Source organism: Citrobacter sp. Cf116 (assembly GCF_030336505.1).
GTDB lineage: Bacteria > Pseudomonadota > Gammaproteobacteria > Enterobacterales > Enterobacteriaceae > Citrobacter > Citrobacter freundii.
In genome coordinates this window covers 762847-781749 of sequence record NZ_JAOWEQ010000034.1, presented here as the reverse complement: position 1 = coordinate 781749, position 18903 = coordinate 762847, and the positions used below count along the sequence as shown (strand labels likewise).

Here is an 18903-nt window from a genome sequence, read left to right as displayed (position 1 = left end):
GACAGTGTCGGTATGCTGGTCTATTGTCTGAAAATGGCGTGGTCAGATAACCACGCCGGAAGGGATTATTTTTTCTGACCGGTAATGCGGCACCACTCTTCTTTCTCGATAACCGGATCGAGCGTAAAGAGATCGGCATAGGCTTCACAGACGCTTTCCGCTTGGCTGGCAAGAATACCAGAAAGCCCCAGTAGACCACCCTCAACGGGCAGTACGCTGATTAACGGCGCCAGTTCACGTAATGGGCCAGCAAGGATGTTGGCGACCACCACGTCGGCTTTCATCGCTTGTGGCTGGTCTTTCGGTAGATAAAGCTCCAGACGCTCAGAAACACCATTACGCTGGGCGTTATCACGGCTGGCCTGAATCGCTTGCGGATCGATATCCACGCCAATGGCTTTCGCCGCACCTAGCTTCAGTGCTGCAATGGCGAGAATACCGGAGCCGCAGCCAAAGTCGATAACCGTTTTACCGTTAAGATCGAGACCGTCCAGCCATTGCAGGCACAGGGAAGTGGTGGGGTGCGTGCCTGTACCAAACGCCAGACCCGGGTCCAGCATCACGTTGACAGCATTCTCATCCGGGACATCGCGCCAGCTCGGGCAAATCCACAGACGCTCGCCAAAGCGCATCGGATGGAAATTATCCATCCATTCGCGTTCCCAGTCTTTGTCTTCAAGCTGTTCGATTTTATGTGCGAAGCCTTCACCCAACAGCGGATGCTGCTCCAGGATGGCAACGACTTCTTTCATGTCGGTTTCTGCATCGAACAAGCCGATAACGTCGGTATCACCCCACAGGCGAGTCTCGCCCGGCAGAGGCTCAAATACCGGCGTATCATGCGTATCCTGGAAAGTAATAGAAACGGAGCCCGCTTCCATCAACGCATCGCTTAACTCTTCAGCGTTGGCACCGGTCGTGTTCAGTTTTAGTTGGATCCATGGCATGGCAAAACTCTTTATTTATCAGTAGTCAATATGGCGGCTTGCGGAACGGTGGAACCGAAACGGTTGCCGATCAGGAAAGCCAGCAAGCTAATCAGTAACGAAGGCACAATTGGATGGAAGCCCAGGTACTGAACGTTAAAGGTCGCTAGTACGGCATAAAGCACGCCGCCGACAATCATCGCGCTCAATGCGCCAGCCGCGTTTGCTCGCTCCCAGTACAGGCCCAGCACCAGCGGCCACAGGAAGACGGCTTCCAGCCCGCCAAACGCCAGCAGGTTAAGCCAGATAATCATCTCAGGCGGTTTCCAGGCTGCCAGCAGCAGTAACGCGCCGAGCAGCAGGGTAATCACGGCTGACATGCGCTTCAGCCGGGTTTCGTTTTCCAGCTGTTCCGGGCGAAGGTTCAGGTACAGATCCTTAATGATCGTAGCGGAACTTTGCAGCAATTGGGCATTGATCGTCGACATGATCGCAGCCATTGGGGCCGCGAGGAAAATCCCGGCAGCGACCGGCGGCAAGACTTTGACCATCAGCGTAGGGATAACCAGATCTGGTACCGTCAGGTCAGGGATTACCGCCCGTCCCAGAGCACCCGCCAGATGCATACCAAACATCAGGATCGCCACTACTATGGTGCCGATGATAATGCCGCGGTGTACCGCTTTACTGTCTTTATAAGAGATGCAGCGTACCGCCGTATGCGGCAGGCCAATCACGCCAAAGCATACCAGCACCCAGAATGAGGTCATAAACGTGGGTGACAAAATGTCATCAGCGCCCTGCGGCGAGACCAGTTTAGGATCGATAGTCTGCAGGGTTACCACCGCATTGCTAAGGCCACCGGCAGCATGGACGACGCCGACCAGCAAAACGATAGTTCCAATCAGCATCACCATACCCTGCATGGTATCGTTCAGTACACTGGCGCGAAATCCGCCGAACGCCGTATACAATGCGATACTGACGCCAAAAATCAGCAATCCAGTTTCGTAAGGAATGCCCGCTGCGGTTTCAAGCAGACGTGCGCCGCCAATAAACTGTACGGTCATTGCTCCGACAAACGCGACCAGCAGGCTGAGACTCGCCAGCCACACCAGCAGGCGGCTCTGGTAGCGCGCAAACAGCATATCGTTGAGGGTAACAGCATTATAACGACGCGCCAGAATCGCGAATTTCTTACCAAGAATCCCCAATGAGAGCCAGACGGCAGGCAACTGGATCATCGCCAGCAGCACCCATCCCAGTCCGTATTTGTAAGCGGCGCCAGGACCGCCAATAAACGAGCTGGCGCTAATGTAGGTTGCCGTTAGCGTCATCGCTAACACGACCCCGCCCATGGAACGGCTGCCAAGGAAATATTCATTCAGGAAGGTACCGGTCACTCTCTTACGCATGGCGTAAACAGAAAGACCGAAGACCACCAGAAGATAGGCGACCAGCGGTAAAATAACTTCAAGCTGCATCGTCATCCTCCAACGAAATGTCGCGATAGATAAACTTCACCATCGCCCAGCACAGCACGATGAAAACCAGCGGCGTTAGCAGGCAGGCCATTTCGAACCAGTGCGGTAAGCCGGTAAAACCCAGCGTTGAATCAGGTAAGTAAGCGGTCACTAACCATGTAACCAGATATAAAAGGGTTAGCCACAGCGCCCAGCGCGCCTCTTTATGGGCCTGAACAAAACGAGCGTCCATTTTTTGTCCCTTGTGGATAAAGAAAGCGGGGATTGTACCTTATGGCACGTGCGGGAGGGGAGAAAAACAAAAGGCCGGAATTTCCGGCCTTTTTGGTTAACGCACGCTTACTTTTCCTGAAGTCCGAGTTTTTTCTCCAGATAGTGGATATTGGTTCCACCGTGCTGGAAGTGCTCGTCATTCATGATACGGATCTGCAGGTCAACGTTGGTTTTGATACCGTCGATGATCAGTTCCTGCAAGGCGTTTTTCATACGGGCGATAGCGACGTCGCGGTTTTCGCCATAGCAGATCAGCTTACCGATCATTGAGTCATAGTACGGAGGTACGGTGTAGCCTGCGTAAATATGAGACTCCCAACGCACACCAAAACCACCCGGCGCGTGGAAACGCGTGATTTTACCCGGGCTTGGCAGGAAGGTGTTCGGGTCTTCGGCATTGATACGGCATTCTACCGCATGGCCTTTAACCACAACTTCGTCCTGCTTGATGGACAGCGGTTGACCCGCTGCGATGCGCAGTTGCTCTTTGATCAGGTCAACGCCGGTGATCATTTCGGTTACCGGGTGTTCAACCTGAATACGGGTGTTCATCTCAATGAAGTAGAACTCGCCGTTTTCGAACAGGAACTCGAAAGTACCCGCCCCGCGATAGCCGATATCAACACAGGCTTTGGCGCAACGCTCGCCGATGTAGCGACGCAGTTCCGGAGTAATGCCCGGTGCTGGTGCTTCTTCGACAACTTTCTGGTGACGACGCTGCATGGAGCAGTCACGCTCTGCCAGATAAATTGCGTTACCCTGACCGTCTGCCAGCACCTGAATCTCAATGTGGCGTGGGTTTTCCAGGTACTTCTCCATGTAAACCATGTCGTTGTTGAAAGCCGCTTTCGCTTCCGCTTTGGTCATGGAGATGGATTGTGCCAGTTCGGCATCGCTGCGCACGACGCGCATACCGCGACCGCCGCCGCCGCCGGAGGCTTTGATGATAACCGGATAACCGATGCGTTTAGCATGAGCGCGGTTAGCGTCCATGTCATCACCCAGCGGGCCGTCAGAGCCTGGGACTGTTGGTACACCTGCTTTCTTCATCGCGGTGATTGCGGACACTTTGTCACCCATCAGGCGGATGGTGTCGGCTTTCGGGCCGATGAAGATAAAGCCGGAACGTTCTACCTGTTCAGCAAAGTTGGCGTTTTCAGAGAGGAAGCCATAACCCGGGTGAATTGCCACCGCGCCGGTGATTTCAGCAGCGCTAATGATAGCCGGGATGTTCAGATAGCTTTTTACGGATGCTGCCGGGCCAATACAGACCGTCTCATCCGCCAGCAATACGTGTTTTAAATCGCGATCCGCGCTTGAATGCACCGCGACAGTCTTGATGCCCAGTTCTTTACAGGCACGAAGAATACGCAAGGCAATCTCGCCGCGGTTGGCGATAACAATTTTATCCAACATGTTCGCCTCGTTATTCGATGACGACCAGCGGCTCGTCAAATTCTACCGGTTGACCGCTTTCTACCAGAATCGCTTTAACTACGCCGGATTTGTCGGCTTCGATCTGGTTCATCATTTTCATGGCTTCAACGATGCACAGGGTATCGCCCGCATTCACTTTCTGGCCGATTTCGATGAACGCTTTCGCATCCGGGCTCGGGGTGCGGTAGAACGTACCAACCATTGGGGAGCGTACGATGTGACCACTGATTTCCGCTGCTGCCGGAGCTTCCATACTTGGAGAGGCAGTTTGTGCGACAGCGTTAGACAGAGCTGGCTGCTGCATCACTGGTGCAGCATAAGCCTGTTGCATCATCGGAAAACTTGCAGCTGGCGCTGCACGGCTGATGCGTACAGATTCTTCGCCTTCAGAAATTTCCAGTTCGGAGATGCCTGATTCTTCAACCAGCTCGATCAGTTTTTTAATCTTACGAATATCCATGAGTGGGTTCCGTACTCTTTGTTTAGTGAGATTGTGACAAGCGTTTTACCGCCGTCTGTATAGCATTTTTATAACAGTGAGTGACAAGATGCCACGCATCTCAGGCGCTGCACTGGGTGCTGCTGCCATTAAATGAGATTGCCAGACTTGTTAGTCATTGTGCGGCTATCTTCTGCCATTTTCGGGTAAAAGACAAAATATACCTTCAATACGCGATTGTCACCCTTTCCGCGCTTTAAAAACGCTACCGGGGATAGCAAAGTCGCACATTATAACTATTTCGTAGCAATTGGCAGCTAAATACTGGTCTTATCAGGGAAGATAATCAACCGTTAACATGTAAAGAAAATCGGATCGTCCGTGTTTTGCAACGCACTGCACATAACGTGAAACTACCGCCACCACTGGCGAAACTTCTTGTAACGGCACGCTAACAGCACCGCCGCGAGCGCTGCATAAATAATCGGTTGAGGGGAGATAATTTTTACCGACCACAGATAATGTATGGGTGCCAGGATCGCCACAAGATAGACGAAGTTGTGCAGATACTGCCATTTTTTACCCAGCATTCTCTGTGCAGCTTGCGTAGACGTTAAGGTGAGGGCGAATAATATGACCCAGCTAGCAATGCCCAATGTTAAATAAGGTCGCGTAAGTAATTCCCGCCCTAATAACGCCAGATTATTAATGCCCAGCTCCAGTAATGCGTAGCTGGTTAAATGCAGCGTTGCCCAGGCGAAACACCATAGCCCTAACAGACGACGTGTGCGTATCAATAATGGCTGTTTAGCGTAGCGCGTGAGTGGAGAGACCAGCAAGGTCGCCAGCAAGAATTTCAGAGCTGTCCTACCGGTAAAGTGCTGGATATCTTTGACAGGATCGGCGCTCAGGCCGCCGTGATTTACCGCCCAAAATAGCCAGACAAACGGCAATAAACCGGCAAGATGCAGGCAAACTTTCAGCCCGATAATGAGCTTTGCGGTCAGACGCACTTAAAAATTCTCCTGCAAATTGAGTCCGCGATACAGTGACGCAACCTCTTCGGCATAGCCGTTAAACATCAGCGTGGGCTGACGCTGTACGTCCAGGATACCGCCTGCGCCTATAAAACGCTCAGTGGCCTGGGACCAGCGGGGGTGATCGACATGCGGATTCACGTTGGCATAAAATCCGTATTCATTGGGCGCGGCCAGATTCCAGGATGTCGGAGGGCGTTCGCGCGTGAGTTTGATACTCACGATCGACTTAATACCTTTAAATCCATATTTCCACGGCACAATTAAGCGAATGGGCGCGCCATTTTGTGGCGGAAGGGCCTTACCATAAACCCCCACAGTAAGCAGTGTGAGTGGGTGCATTGCTTCATCCAGACGCAGTCCTTCAACATAGGGATATTTTAGCCCGCCGCCAATAAAGCGATCTTTCTGTCCTGGCATTTCATCCGGTGCGTACAGCGTTTCGAACGCGACATACTTTGCGTTGCTGGTGGGTTCAACCTGCGCCAGCAGTTTATGTAACGGAAAGCCGATCCACGGCACGACCATTGACCAGGCTTCCACGCAGCGCATCCGATAAATCCGTTCTTCCAGCGGGAAACGGGCGGTCAGCGAATCGTGATCGAGGGTGAGTGGTTTTGCCACCTCGCCACTGATTTGCAACGTCCACGGATCGGTTTTCAGGCTGCCTGCATTGGCTGCCGGATCCGCTTTATCGAGACCGAACTCGTAGAAGTTGTTGTAGCCAGAAACCTTATCCGCAGGCGTTAAAGGAAGTGAATTTTGCCAGGCGGCGGGCTTACTGAAATCAAGCGGCTTACCTGCAGGTGCGGGCGGGCGGTCATTACCCTTAAACCAACTCAGAAGGTCAGCCTGAGCAGAGTGGGGTAAAGACAACGCGGCTGCGCTGATCCCTAGTGCTTTCAGCACCTGGCGACGCTGCATAAAAAAAGCCGACTCGTCAGTGACGTCGGCTTCTGTAAATGGACGTAATTTCTTCATAACAGACTCCCGGCTTACGCGTCATAACTGACAGGGGACGCGTAGTTAATATGGCAGGGAGTCTGTTGATGTGCCGCGAAATTTGGTTAATTAAGTGTAAATTTCTGCGCCAGGGCCTGTTACTTCACCTTCACCAGCGTACGGCCTTGCACCTGGTTATTGATGATGGCATCGGCGAACTTCGGTGCATCCGCCAGCGTAATTTCCGTTGCCGCCTGAGCATAGAAAGATTCCGGCAGATCCTTAACCAGACGCGCCCAGGCCTCTGCACGGCGTGCCGGCGGGGTCATCACCGAGTCCACTCCTTGCAAACGAACGTTACGCAGAATGAATGGCATCACCGTGGTCGGCAGAGCGAAACCACCCGCCAGGCCGCAGGCGGCAACGCAGCCACCGTAGTTCATCTGCGCCAGAACTTTTGCCAGAACTTTGTCGCCAACGGTATCCACCGCGCCAGCCCACAGCTGTTTTTCCAGCGGACGGGACTCGGCAAACTCATCGCGGCCAAGAATACGGTTAGCGCCCAGGCTTTTCAGGTAGTAGTGGGTGCTTTCACGGCCCGAAACCGCCGCAACCTGATAACCCAGCTTATGCAGTAACGCAACGGCTGTGCTGCCCACGCCGCCGCTGGCGCCGGTGACGACAATTTCACCGTCTTGCGGGCGAATACCTGCATCTTCAAGCGCCATAACGCACAGCATAGCGGTAAAGCCGGCGGTACCGATGACCATGGCTTTACGTCCATCCAGTCCTTTTGGCAGCGCAACCAGCCAGTCGCCTTTCACGCGTGCACGCTCAGCCAGTCCACCCCAATGATTTTCACCCACGCCCCAGCCGGTCAGCAACACTTCCTGACCCGCATGAAAACGGGGATCTTCGCTTGCACGTACGGTACCGGCGAAATCGATACCAGGAATCATCGGAAAATTACGAATGATTTTACCCTTGCCAGTGATAGCCAGAGCATCTTTATAGTTCAGGCTTGACCAGTGGATATCCACCGTAACATCGCCTTCAGGTAGCTGATTTTCGTCGAGGGGTTGAACGGATGCGAGGGTTTTTCCGTCCTGCTGTTCTAAGATCAAAGCCTGCATAACCTGTCCTCAATTCGTATAGTGGATTGGAAAATTATTAATGAAGACTATACTCGCTAATCAAAACATGATGCCGATTCTGCGCAATAAATTGCCAGATATACCTGATTTGGTAGTATGCCCACACTGTATGTATAAATGGACGGATTTTGCGTTCAGTTTTGCATTTTTGGGTCGCTTTATCACTTTCAGGCCTGTTTCATAACTGTCGGAGTTAACACAAGGATGCGATTAACGACGAAATTTTCAGCTTTTGTCACGCTGCTTACTGGGTTAACGATCTTCGTGACTCTGATCGGCTGTTCGCTGAGTTTCTATAACGCTATTCAATATAAGTTCACCACGCGCGTGCAGGCGGTCGCGACGGCGATTGATACGCATCTGGTCTCCAGAGATGTCGTTGCGTTAACCCCGCAAATCGATGAGCTGATGGTTTCTGTTGATATCGTGCGCATCGAACTGTTGCAGGGCGAACACGTGGTGTATGACCATTCGCGCACCAGTAGCTACCGACCGGCAGGGACGAACAATCTCTACCGCGAGATCACCGTACCGTTGGTCAAGCATCCGGGCATGTCATTGCGTCTGGTTTATCAGGATCCGATGGGTAACTATTTCCATTCGCTACTGACCACCGCACCGCTCACGATAGCCATTGCTTTCATTATTCTGATGCTCTTTTTGTCTGTGCGCTGGCTTCAGCGCCAGCTTTCGGGTCAGGAGCTGCTGGAGATTCGTTCCACACGTATTCTGAACGGCGAACGTGGACCGAACGTGCGGGGAACGGTCTATGAATGGCCTGCGCGCACCAGCAGTGCGCTCGATATGCTGCTGACTGAAATTCAAAATGCTCGCGAGCAACGCAGCCGCCTGGATACGCTGATTCGTTCCTATGTCGCGCAGGATACAAAAACTGGGCTAAGCAACCGCCTGTTCTTTGATAACCAACTGGCCACGCTGCTGGAAGATCAGGAAAAAGTAGGCTCGCATGGCGTCGTGATGATGGTGCGCCTGCCGGACTTTACGCTGCTGCGCGATAGCTGGGGAATCACCCTCGCGGAAGAACAAATCTCGACGCTGATCAATTTGTTGTCGACTTTTATGACGCGCTATCCGGGCGCGTTGCTGGCGCGTTACCACCGTAGCGATTTTGCCATCCTGCTGCCACACCGCACGTTGAAAGAGGCGGAAAGCATTGCCGGGCAATTATTAAAAGCGGTAGATGCACTTCCGGCTAATAAAATGATCGATCGTGCCGATATGGTTCATATTGGTATTTGCGTTTGCCGCAGCGGTCAGTCGCCGGAGCAAGTGATGGATCATGCTGAAGCAGCCACGCGGAATTCGGTTTTGCAGGGCGGAAATAGCTGGTCGGTCTATGATGACTCGCTGCCGGAAAAAGGTCGGGGCAACGTACGCTGGCGAACGCTGATCGAACAGATGCTCAGCCGGGGTGGGCCGAGAATTTATCAAAAGCCAGCAGTAACCCGTGAAGGGCGAGTGCACCATCGGGAGCTGATGTGCCGTATTTTTGATGGTAACGAAGAGGTCATTTCGGCGGAATATATGCCGATGGTCCTTCAATTTGGCCTGGCTGAAGAGTATGACCGTTTGCAGATAAGCCGTCTGATCCTGCTTTTGGGTTACTGGCCGCAGGAAAATCTGGCGATGCAGATAACGGTTGAATCGCTTATTCGCCCACGTTTTCAGCGCTGGCTGCGTGATACGCTGATGCAGTGCGAAAAATCATTACGCAAACGCATAATTATTGAACTTGCTGAGGCAGATGTCTGTCAACATATCAGCCGGTTACAGCCTGTCATCAGATTGATGAATGCGCTGGGCGTGCGTATTGCCGTTACGCAGGCGGGGTTAACGCTGGTGAGCACCAGTTGGATTAAAGAGCTTAACGTTGAGTTATTGAAGCTGCATCCAAGTCTGGTGAGGAACATTGATAAGCGAACGGAAAATCAGCTTCTGGTTCAAAGCCTGGTGGAGGCCTGTTCGGGAACACCCACGCAGGTTTACGCTACGGGCGTACGTTCGCGTAGTGAGTGGCATACGCTGACAGAACGCGGAGTTGCGGGTGGGCAAGGGGATTTTTTTGCTGCATCACAACCACTTGACACTAACGTGAAAAAATATTCGCAAAGATACTCGGTTTAACCTGCCGTTTAATTTGTTTTCACGTAGAATAACGCGCGCTGTGCCTTCTGGGGGTGTGCTTGCCTGCTCGCCAGGTTGTAACAGCAAACATGCAGGTGAATGACCTTTGACAGGTTGCAAACAAAAGCGAGGAGTGCTGCTGATTTATTCAGCCCTGATGGACTCAGGCCGGTTTTGTAACAAAGGAAACGAACTGCACTAATTTTCACCGTAGCAGATGATTTTTGCGCCTTGTCGCTGCTGCGTGTGGTTGGTAAAGTAAGCGGATTTTGTTTTCCGCCCCAGCTTTCAGGATTATCCCTTAGTATGTTGAAAAAATTTCGTGGCATGTTTTCCAATGACCTGTCCATTGACCTGGGTACCGCGAATACCCTTATTTATGTAAAAGGACAAGGCATCGTATTGAATGAGCCTTCTGTTGTGGCCATTCGTCAGGATCGTGCCGGTTCGCCGAAAAGCGTGGCTGCAGTAGGTCATGATGCGAAGCAGATGCTGGGTCGTACGCCGGGCAATATCGCTGCAATTCGCCCAATGAAAGACGGCGTTATCGCTGACTTCTTCGTGACTGAAAAAATGCTCCAGCACTTTATCAAGCAAGTGCACAGCAATAGCTTCATGCGCCCAAGCCCGCGCGTACTGGTGTGTGTACCGGTTGGAGCAACTCAGGTTGAACGCCGTGCGATCCGTGAATCAGCTCAGGGCGCAGGTGCTCGTGAAGTCTTCCTGATCGAAGAGCCGATGGCGGCTGCGATCGGTGCGGGTCTGCCGGTTTCTGAAGCAACCGGTTCAATGGTTGTTGATATCGGTGGTGGTACCACTGAAGTTGCCGTTATCTCCCTGAACGGCGTGGTTTACTCCTCTTCTGTTCGTATTGGCGGCGACCGCTTTGATGAAGCCATCATTAATTATGTTCGTCGTAACTACGGTTCTCTGATCGGTGAAGCGACCGCAGAACGTATTAAACACGAGATCGGTTCCGCTTATCCGGGCGACGAAGTGCGCGAAATCGAAGTTCGCGGTCGTAACCTGGCTGAAGGCGTTCCGCGCGGCTTTACCCTGAACTCCAACGAGATTCTGGAAGCCCTGCAGGAACCGCTGACCGGTATCGTTAGCGCGGTAATGGTTGCACTGGAACAGTGCCCGCCGGAACTGGCGTCTGACATCTCCGAACGCGGTATGGTGCTGACCGGTGGCGGTGCGCTGCTGCGTAACCTTGACCGTCTGTTAATGGAAGAAACCGGTATTCCAGTTGTTGTTGCTGAAGATCCGCTGACCTGCGTGGCGCGCGGCGGCGGCAAGGCGCTGGAAATGATCGACATGCACGGCGGCGACCTGTTCAGCGAAGAGTAATCGGATGCAGGTTGGGTAGCCCCCGCGGGTTGCCCTTCCGCTCTGATACGAGAATACGCATAGACTATGAAGCCAATTTTTAGCCGTGGCCCTTCGCTACAGATTCGCCTTATTCTGGCGGTGCTGGTGGCGCTCGGCGTTATTATTGCCGACAGCCGCTTGGGTACGTTTAGTCAAATCCGAACGTACATGGATACCGCCGTCAGTCCTTTCTACTTTATCTCAAATGGTCCTCGTGAATTACTTGACGGCGTGTCGCAAACGCTGGCTTCGCGTGACCAACTCGAACTTGAAAACCGGGCATTGCGTCAGGAACTGCTGCTGAAAAATAGCGAACTGCTGATGCTGGGGCAATACAAACAGGAGAACGCGCGTTTGCGTGAGCTGCTGGGATCGCCATTGCGTCAGGACGAACAAAAGATGGTGACGCAAGTCATCTCAACGGTTAATGACCCTTACAGCGATCAGGTGGTGATCGACAAAGGGAGCGTTAACGGCGTCTACGAAGGTCAGCCGGTTATTAGTGACAAAGGCGTTGTGGGTCAGGTCGTGGCGGTGGCTAAACTGACGAGCCGTGTGCTGCTGATTTGCGATGCAACGCATGCGCTGCCCATTCAGGTTCTGCGTAACGATATTCGCGTGATCGCTGCGGGTAACGGCTGCACTGACGATCTTCAGCTCGAACACCTGCCGGCCAATACCGACATTCGCGTTGGCGATGTGCTGGTCACCTCGGGTCTGGGCGGACGTTTCCCAGAAGGTTATCCAGTTGCTGTTGTTTCTTCCGTTAAGCTGGACACTCAGCGCGCTTATACCGTGATTCAGGCTCGCCCGACCGCGGGTCTGCAGCGTTTGCGCTATCTGTTGCTGTTGTGGGGTGCCGATCGTAATGGCGCGAACCCGATGACGCCGGAAGAAGTACACCGCGTTGCCAATGAACGTCTGATGCAAATGATGCCGCAAGTTCTGCCAGCACCAGATGCCATGGGGCCGCCTGCGCCAGTGCCAACTCCTGCAACAGGTGTGACTCCTGCGCCTGTGGATACCACGCCGCCACAACCTGCTCCGCGTAAGCCGGGAGGACAGTAAGTGGCAAGCTATCGTAGCCAGGGACGTTGGGTGATTTGGCTCTCGTTCCTTATTGCACTGTTGCTGCAAGTCATGCCCTGGCCGGATGACATTCTGGTTTTCCGGCCAAACTGGGTACTGCTCATCTTGTTGTATTGGATCCTGGCGCTGCCGCATCGCGTAAATGTGGGCACGGGATTTGTGGTGGGTGCCATACTGGATCTCATCAGCGGCTCCACGCTTGGCGTGCGCGCATTGTCGATGAGTATCATTGCTTATCTGGTCGCGCTGAAATTCCAGCTATTCCGAAACCTCGCGCTCTGGCAACAGGCGCTGGTGGTCATGTTGTTATCACTGGTCGTGGATATTATTGTTTTCTGGGCCGAGTTTTTAGTGATCAACGTCTCTTTCAGACCTGAAGTGTTCTGGAGTAGTGTAGTGAATGGCGTGCTTTGGCCATGGCTATTCTTACTGATGCGTAAAGTCCGTCAGCAGTTTGCGGTGCAATAAGGTTGATATGAATACTCTGTATCTTGCTTCAGGTTCTCCACGTCGTCAGGAGTTGCTTGCTCAGCTTGGTGTTACGTTTGAACGGCTGATCCCTGGGATTGAAGAACAGCGGCACCCGCAGGAAAGTGCGCAGCAGTACGTTTCGCGTCTGGCGCGCGAAAAAGCGCAGGCTGGTGTAGCGCTGGCACCGCGCGATTTGCCGGTATTGGGTGCGGATACCATCGTTATCCTTAATGGCGAAGTGCTGGAAAAACCGCACGACGCTGCCCACGCCGCAGCAATGCTGCGCAAACTGTCGGGCAAAACGCATCAAGTTATGACGGCCGTGGCACTGGCCGATTGCCAGCACAGTCTGGACTGCCTGGTAGTGACGGAAGTGACATTCAGAGCACTAACCGATGAGGACATCGCGGGTTATGTTGCCAGCGGTGAACCAATGGATAAAGCAGGTGCATACGGTATTCAAGGGTTGGGTGGCTGTTTTGTCAGGAAGATAAATGGCAGCTATCACGCCGTAGTCGGCTTACCGCTGGTAGAAACGTATGAGTTGCTGACCAATTTTAACGCACTGCGTGAGAAAAGGGATAAACATGACGGCTGAATTGTTGGTAAACGTAACGCCATCGGAAACTCGGGTGGCTTACATTGATGGCGGTATTCTGCAGGAAATTCATATTGAACGTGAGGCGCGACGCGGAATCGTAGGCAATATCTACAAAGGTCGTGTAAGTCGTGTACTTCCGGGTATGCAGGCGGCTTTTGTAGATATTGGACTGGATAAAGCCGCATTTCTTCACGCTTCTGACATCATGCCGCACACCGAATGCGTGGCGGGTGAAGAACAAAAACAGTTCACGGTACGCGACATTTCTGAACTGGTGCGCCAGGGTCAGGATCTGATGGTGCAGGTGGTAAAAGATCCTTTGGGAACGAAGGGCGCACGCCTGACGACGGACATCACGCTTCCTTCCCGTTATCTCGTTTTTATGCCGGGGGCCTCGCATGTTGGCGTATCCCAACGTATCGAAAGCGAAACGGAACGCGAACGTCTGAAAAAAGTGGTGGCGGATTACTGCGATGAGCAGGGTGGCTTCATCATTCGCACGGCGGCAGAAGGCGTATGCGAAGAGGATTTGGCCTCGGATGCTGCCTACCTGAAGCGCGTCTGGACAAAAGTCATGGAGCGTAAAAAGCGCCCGCAAACGCGCTACCAGATGTACGGTGAACTGGCACTGGCACAGCGCGTGTTGCGTGACTTTGCTGATGCGCAGCTTGACCGCATCCGCGTCGACTCCCGTCTGACCTATGAGGCGTTACTGGAATTTACGGCGGAATATATCCCCGAGATGACCAGCAAGCTGGAACATTACAGCGGGCGTCAGCCTATTTTTGATCTCTTTGACGTAGAGAATGAAATCCAGCGCGCGCTGGAACGCAAAGTTGAGCTGAAGTCCGGCGGTTATCTGATCATCGATCAAACTGAAGCGATGACCACCGTCGACATCAATACCGGCGCGTTTGTTGGGCATCGTAATCTCGACGACACTATCTTTAATACTAATATTGAAGCAACGCAGGCCATTGCTCGTCAGCTGCGTCTGCGTAACCTCGGCGGCATTATCATTATCGATTTTATCGACATGAATAATGAAGATCACCGTCGCCGGGTACTGCACTCCCTGGAGCAGGCTCTGAGCAAGGATCGCGTAAAAACAAGCATTAACGGTTTTTCACAGCTGGGCCTGGTGGAGATGACGCGCAAACGCACACGTGAAAGCGTGGAACATGTACTGTGCAACGAGTGTCCAACCTGCCATGGGCGTGGTACGGTGAAAACGGTGGAAACCGTATGCTATGAAATCATGCGCGAAATCGTGCGGGTACATCATGCATATGACTCCGATCGTTTCCTGGTTTATGCCTCTCCGGCAGTGGCTGAAACCCTGAAAGGTGAAGAGTCACATGCGCTGGCGGAGGTTGAGATCTTTGTCGGCAAACAGGTCAAAGTACAAATCGAACCGCTGTATAACCAGGAGCAGTTCGACGTCGTCATGATGTAAATCGTGTAGTGGCACCCGCGCATGTAGGCCGGATAAGGCGCAAGCGCCGTCATCCGGCAATATTCACTCAAGGGGTGTGAGTCATATTTTTTGGTAGACAAGGAGAGGTGCGTGAGGCGATTGCCGGGGATATTACTGCTCACTGGAGCCGCATTCGTTGTCATCGCAGCGCTGCTGGTCAGTGGACTGCGCCTTGCGTTACCTCATCTTGATAGCTGGCGTCCAGCCATTCTTGGCAAGATTGAATCCGCTACAGGTCTACCTGTTTCCGCCAGTCAGCTTTCTGCCAGTTGGCAAAATTTCGGTCCTACGCTTGAAGCGCGTAATATCCATGCGCAGCTAAAAGATGGGGGAGAATTTTCGGTAAAACGCGTCACGCTGGCGCTGGATGTCTGGCAAAGTTTGCTGCACATGCGTTGGCAGTTTCGCGATCTCACCTTTTGGCAACTGCAGTTGCGCACCAATACTCCTATCCAGCGTAGTGAAGGCGGAGATGGAATTGAAACCGACCATCTCAGCAATCTCTTCCTGCGTCAGTTTGATCATTTCGATCTACGCGACAGTTATATCAGCTTTATAACCCTCTCAGGTCAACGTGCTGAACTGGCGATCCCACAGCTTACCTGGCTGAATGGTAAAAATCGGCATCGCGCCGAAGGTCAGGTCAGCCTCTCCAGCCTGACCGGACAGCACGGCGTTATGCAGGTGCGTATGGATCTGCGTGATGACGAAGGGCTGTTGAATAATGGTCGAGTCTGGCTGCAGGCAGACGACATCGACGTCAAACCATGGCTGGGCAAATGGATGCAGGATAATGTCGCGCTACAAACCGCGCGTTTTAGCCTGGAAGCATGGATGACGATCAGCAAAGGCGTCGTTTCTGGTGGCGATGTCTGGCTGAAAAAAGGTGGAGCAAGTTGGCTGGGTGAAAATCGTACGCACACGCTCTCCGTCGATAATCTGACGGCGCACATCAGCCGTGAAGAGGCGGGCTGGCAATTCTCTATTCCCGATACTCGTATTACCATGGATGATAAACCCTGGCCGAGCGGTGCATTAACGCTGGCATGGATCCCTGAGCAGGAAGTCGGTGGCGAGAATAACAAACGCAGCGACGAGTTACGCATTCGCGCCAGCAATCTGGAACTGGCCGGGTTAGAAGGGCTACGTCCGATGGCGTCCAGGTTATCACCAGCGTTGGGTGATATCTGGCGGGCCACGCAACCAAGTGGCAAGATCGATGTGTTGGCGCTGGATATCCCGTTACAGGCGACAGAAAAAACCCGCTTCCTGTCCTCGTGGACCGATTTGGCCTGGAAACAGTGGAAGCTGCTGCCGGGGGCAGAACATTTCTCCGGTACGCTTGCGGGCAGCGTTGAAAATGGGACGCTCACCGCCTCCATGAAGCAAGCCAAAATGCCGTATGAAACTGTCTTCCGCGCGCCGCTGGAAATAGAGAACGGCGTGGCGACGCTAAGCTGGCTGAAAAATGATAAAGGTTTTCAGTTAGATGGGCGCAACATCGATGTTAAAGCGAAAGCGGTACGCGCACGCGGTGGTTTTCGCTATCTGCAGCCCACTGGAGATGAACCGTGGTTAGGCATTCTGGCTGGCATTAGCACCGACGACGGCTCTCAGGCCTGGCGCTATTTTCCGGAAAACTTGATGGGCAAAGAGCTGGTTGACTACCTCAGCGGCGCTATTCAGGGCGGCGAAGCGGATAACGCCACGCTGGTGTATGGCGGAAACCCGCATCTGTTCCCGTATCTGCACAACGAAGGGCAATTTCAGGTCCTGGTGCCGCTACGCAACGCGAAATTTGCTTTCCAGCCCGACTGGCCTGCGCTAACCGATCTCAATATTGAACTGAACTTCATTAACGATGGTCTGTGGATGAAGACGGATAGCGTCAATTTAGGCGGCGTGAAGGCCAGTAACCTGACGGCTAATATTCCCGACTATGCTAAAGAAAAACTGCTGATTGATGCCGATATCAACGGGCCGGGCAAGTCGGTCGGACCTTATTTTGATGAGACGCCGTTGAAGGACTCCCTCGGCGCTACGCTTGAGCAGTTGCAGATTGACGGCGATGTGAATGCTCGCTTACATCTGGATATCCCGCTAGACGGCTCGCTGGTTACCGCCAAAGGCGATGTCAACCTGCGTAATAACAGCCTGTTTATTAAACCGCTCGACAGCACGCTGAAGAATTTGAATGGTAAATTCAGCTTTATCAACGGCGATCTGAAGAGCGAGCCGATGACGGCGAACTGGTTTAATCAGCCGCTGAACGTCGACTTCTCCACCACCGAAGGGGCGAAAGCCTATCAGGTAGCCGTGAACCTGCAAGGCGACTGGCAGCCAACCCGCATGGGGATTTTACCGGCGCAGGTCAACGATGCCTTAAGCGGCAGCATGGCGTGGAATGGCAAGGTGGGTATCGATCTTCCGTATCATGCCGGACCGACCTACGACATTGAGCTAAAAGGCGACCTGAAGAATGTAAGTAGTCACTTACCTGCTCCGCTGAATAAGGCAGCCGGTGAGGCATTACCGGTGAACGTTAAGGCCAACGGCAATCTGCGCAGTTTTGAACTGACCGGCAACGCGGGCAGTAAGAACCACTTTAACAGCCGCTGGTTGCTGAATCAGAAACTGACGCTTGACCGCGCAATCTGGACGTCGGAAAGCCGCACCGTGCCCGCGTTACCCGATCAGCAAGGTATTGAGCTTAACCTTCCCCCTATGGATGGCGTGCAATGGCTGGCGTTGTTCCAGAAAGGTGCAGCAGATAACGTTGGCACCAACGCCAACTTCCCGCAGCGCATCACGGTGCGTACGCCATCGTTATCCCTGGGCGGTCAGCAGTGGAATAACTTGAGTATCGTGTCTGAGCCTGCGAGCAATGGCTCCATCGCGCAGGCGCAGGGACGTGAAATAAATGCCACGCTGGCTATGCGCAATAATGCGCCGTGGCTGGCCAATATTAAGTATCTTTATTACAACCCCAGCGCGGCGAAAGCGTCGCCGACGAAAGCACCACTGAATAGTACTCCAGCCTCGCCGTTTTCCGCCGTGGGCAACGTCAGCTTCCACGGCTGGCCGGATGTTCAGTTACGCTGTGCCGAGTGCTGGATGTGGGGACAGAAATACGGGCGCATTGACGCCGATGTGGCGATTAAAGGCGACACGCTAACGCTGAGTAACGGTCTGTTGGATACAGGCTTTGCCAGACTGACCACCGATGGTGTGTGGGTGAACGCGCCGGGCAAAGAACGAACGTCACTGAAGGGTAAACTGAGCGGCAGTAAAATTGACTCCGCTGCCAGTTTCTTTGGCGTATCGACCCCGATTCGTAACTCTTCGTTCAACGTGGAGTATGACCTGCACTGGCGTAACCCGCCATGGGATCCAGATGAAGCTTCGCTGAATGGGATTTTGCGTACCCGGTTGGGCAAAGGTGAGCTTACTGAACTCAGCACCGGACATGCGGGGCAACTATTGCGACTGCTAAGCTTTGATGCGTTGCTGCGTAAACTGCGTTTTGATTTCAGCGACACCTTCAGCGAAGGTTTCTATTTCGACTCGATTCGCAGCACGGCCTGGATCAAAGATGGCGTGATGCATACCGATGACACGCTGGTGGACGGTCTGGAGGCAGACATTGCGATGAAAGGCTCGGTGAACCTGGTACGCCGGGAGCTGGATATGGAAGCCATTGTCGCGCCGGAAATTTCTGCCACCGTAGGCGTTGCCGCTGCGTTTGCTGTCAATCCGATTGTCGGCGCGGCGGTGTTTGCTGCCAGTAAGGTTCTGGGACCATTGTGGAGCAAAGTGTCGATTCTGCGCTATCGCATCACCGGTCCGGTCGATAAGCCGCAGATTAACGAAGTTCTGCGTCAGCCGCGCAAAGAAAGCCAGCAATAATTTGACGGGGGCGAGTAATTGCCCCAATCTCAACATAGATCCTCTACCGCAGTCCGTAGGCCGGATAAGGCGTTCACGCCGCCATCCGGCATTGAAGTGCCTGATGGCGACGCTGGCGCGTTTTATCAGGCCTACAACAGTAACTAATGAG

15 protein-coding genes are annotated in these 18903 nt (G+C 53.3%); 7 read left to right on the top strand and 8 right to left on the bottom strand.

Features of this window, described 5'->3' with window-relative positions; genetic code table 11:
• Positions 1-65: 65 nt before the first annotated feature.
• From prmA to acuI, 8 genes are all read right to left on the bottom strand, one after another.
• The gene (prmA, locus tag OGV74_RS09115) at positions 66-947 is read right to left on the bottom strand and encodes a 50S ribosomal protein L11 methyltransferase (protein ID WP_048218741.1); all 882 of its coding nucleotides are present in this window, start codon (positions 945-947) and stop codon (positions 66-68) included.
• A gap of 11 nt (positions 948-958) precedes the next feature.
• The gene (panF, locus tag OGV74_RS09110) at positions 959-2410 is read right to left on the bottom strand and encodes a sodium/pantothenate symporter (RefSeq protein ID WP_048218739.1); all 1452 of its coding nucleotides are present in this window, start codon (positions 2408-2410) and stop codon (positions 959-961) included.
• The gene (locus tag OGV74_RS09105) at positions 2400-2642 is read right to left on the bottom strand and encodes a YhdT family protein (RefSeq protein WP_003025216.1); all 243 of its coding nucleotides are present in this window, start codon (positions 2640-2642) and stop codon (positions 2400-2402) included. Before OGV74_RS09105 ends, panF begins: the two co-directional genes overlap by 11 nt.
• Positions 2643-2749: 107 nt before the next feature.
• On the bottom strand, positions 2750-4099 hold the full coding sequence (gene accC / locus OGV74_RS09100) for an acetyl-CoA carboxylase biotin carboxylase subunit (protein ID WP_003025213.1): 1350 nt from the start codon (positions 4097-4099) through the stop codon (positions 2750-2752).
• 10 nt (positions 4100-4109) lie between these two features.
• Positions 4110-4580 (bottom strand): acetyl-CoA carboxylase biotin carboxyl carrier protein, encoded by a 471-nt coding sequence (gene accB, locus OGV74_RS09095; protein WP_003025210.1) that lies wholly within the window; start codon positions 4578-4580, stop codon positions 4110-4112.
• A gap of 392 nt (positions 4581-4972) precedes the next feature.
• The gene (gene msrQ, locus OGV74_RS09090) at positions 4973-5572 is read right to left on the bottom strand and encodes a protein-methionine-sulfoxide reductase heme-binding subunit MsrQ (protein ID WP_086504615.1); all 600 of its coding nucleotides are present in this window, start codon (positions 5570-5572) and stop codon (positions 4973-4975) included.
• Positions 5573-6577, bottom strand: coding sequence for a protein-methionine-sulfoxide reductase catalytic subunit MsrP (gene msrP / locus OGV74_RS09085; protein ID WP_057063161.1), 1005 nt, complete (start codon positions 6575-6577; stop codon positions 5573-5575). It abuts the gene before it with no gap.
• Positions 6578-6696: 119 nt separating this feature from the next.
• On the bottom strand, positions 6697-7671 hold the full coding sequence (gene acuI, locus OGV74_RS09080) for an acrylyl-CoA reductase (NADPH) (protein WP_086504614.1): 975 nt from the start codon (positions 7669-7671) through the stop codon (positions 6697-6699).
• Between the two features lie 225 nt (positions 7672-7896).
• On the opposite strand from acuI, the gene csrD reads away from it, so the two are divergent.
• The 7 genes from csrD to yhdP all read left to right on the top strand — a co-directional run bounded on the left by csrD (position 7897) and on the right by yhdP (position 18752).
• Positions 7897-9837, top strand: coding sequence for an RNase E specificity factor CsrD (gene csrD / locus OGV74_RS09075; protein WP_003025202.1), 1941 nt, complete (start codon positions 7897-7899; stop codon positions 9835-9837).
• A gap of 306 nt (positions 9838-10143) precedes the next feature.
• The gene (gene mreB / locus OGV74_RS09070) at positions 10144-11187 is read left to right on the top strand and encodes a rod shape-determining protein MreB (RefSeq protein WP_000913396.1); all 1044 of its coding nucleotides are present in this window, start codon (positions 10144-10146) and stop codon (positions 11185-11187) included.
• A 66-nt stretch (positions 11188-11253) separates the two neighbouring features.
• The gene (gene mreC / locus OGV74_RS09065) at positions 11254-12276 is read left to right on the top strand and encodes a rod shape-determining protein MreC (protein ID WP_003025198.1); all 1023 of its coding nucleotides are present in this window, start codon (positions 11254-11256) and stop codon (positions 12274-12276) included.
• Entirely contained in the window at positions 12277-12765 is a 489-nt protein-coding gene (gene mreD, locus OGV74_RS09060) for a rod shape-determining protein MreD (RefSeq protein ID WP_003025196.1), read from the top strand.
• Positions 12766-12772: 7 nt separating this feature from the next.
• Positions 12773-13366, top strand: a complete 594-nt coding sequence (locus OGV74_RS09055; RefSeq protein WP_003839891.1) for a Maf family protein — start codon at positions 12773-12775, stop codon at positions 13364-13366.
• Positions 13356-14825 carry a ribonuclease G gene (gene rng / locus OGV74_RS09050; RefSeq protein ID WP_003025190.1) on the top strand — a complete coding sequence of 490 codons (1470 nt, stop codon included), beginning with the start codon at positions 13356-13358 and terminating at the stop codon, positions 14823-14825. The genes OGV74_RS09055 and rng overlap by 11 nt, the downstream gene beginning before the upstream one ends.
• A gap of 111 nt (positions 14826-14936) precedes the next feature.
• Positions 14937-18752, top strand: coding sequence for an AsmA2 domain-containing protein YhdP (gene yhdP / locus OGV74_RS09045; RefSeq protein WP_086504613.1), 3816 nt, complete (start codon positions 14937-14939; stop codon positions 18750-18752).
• Positions 18753-18903 lie beyond the last annotated feature (151 nt).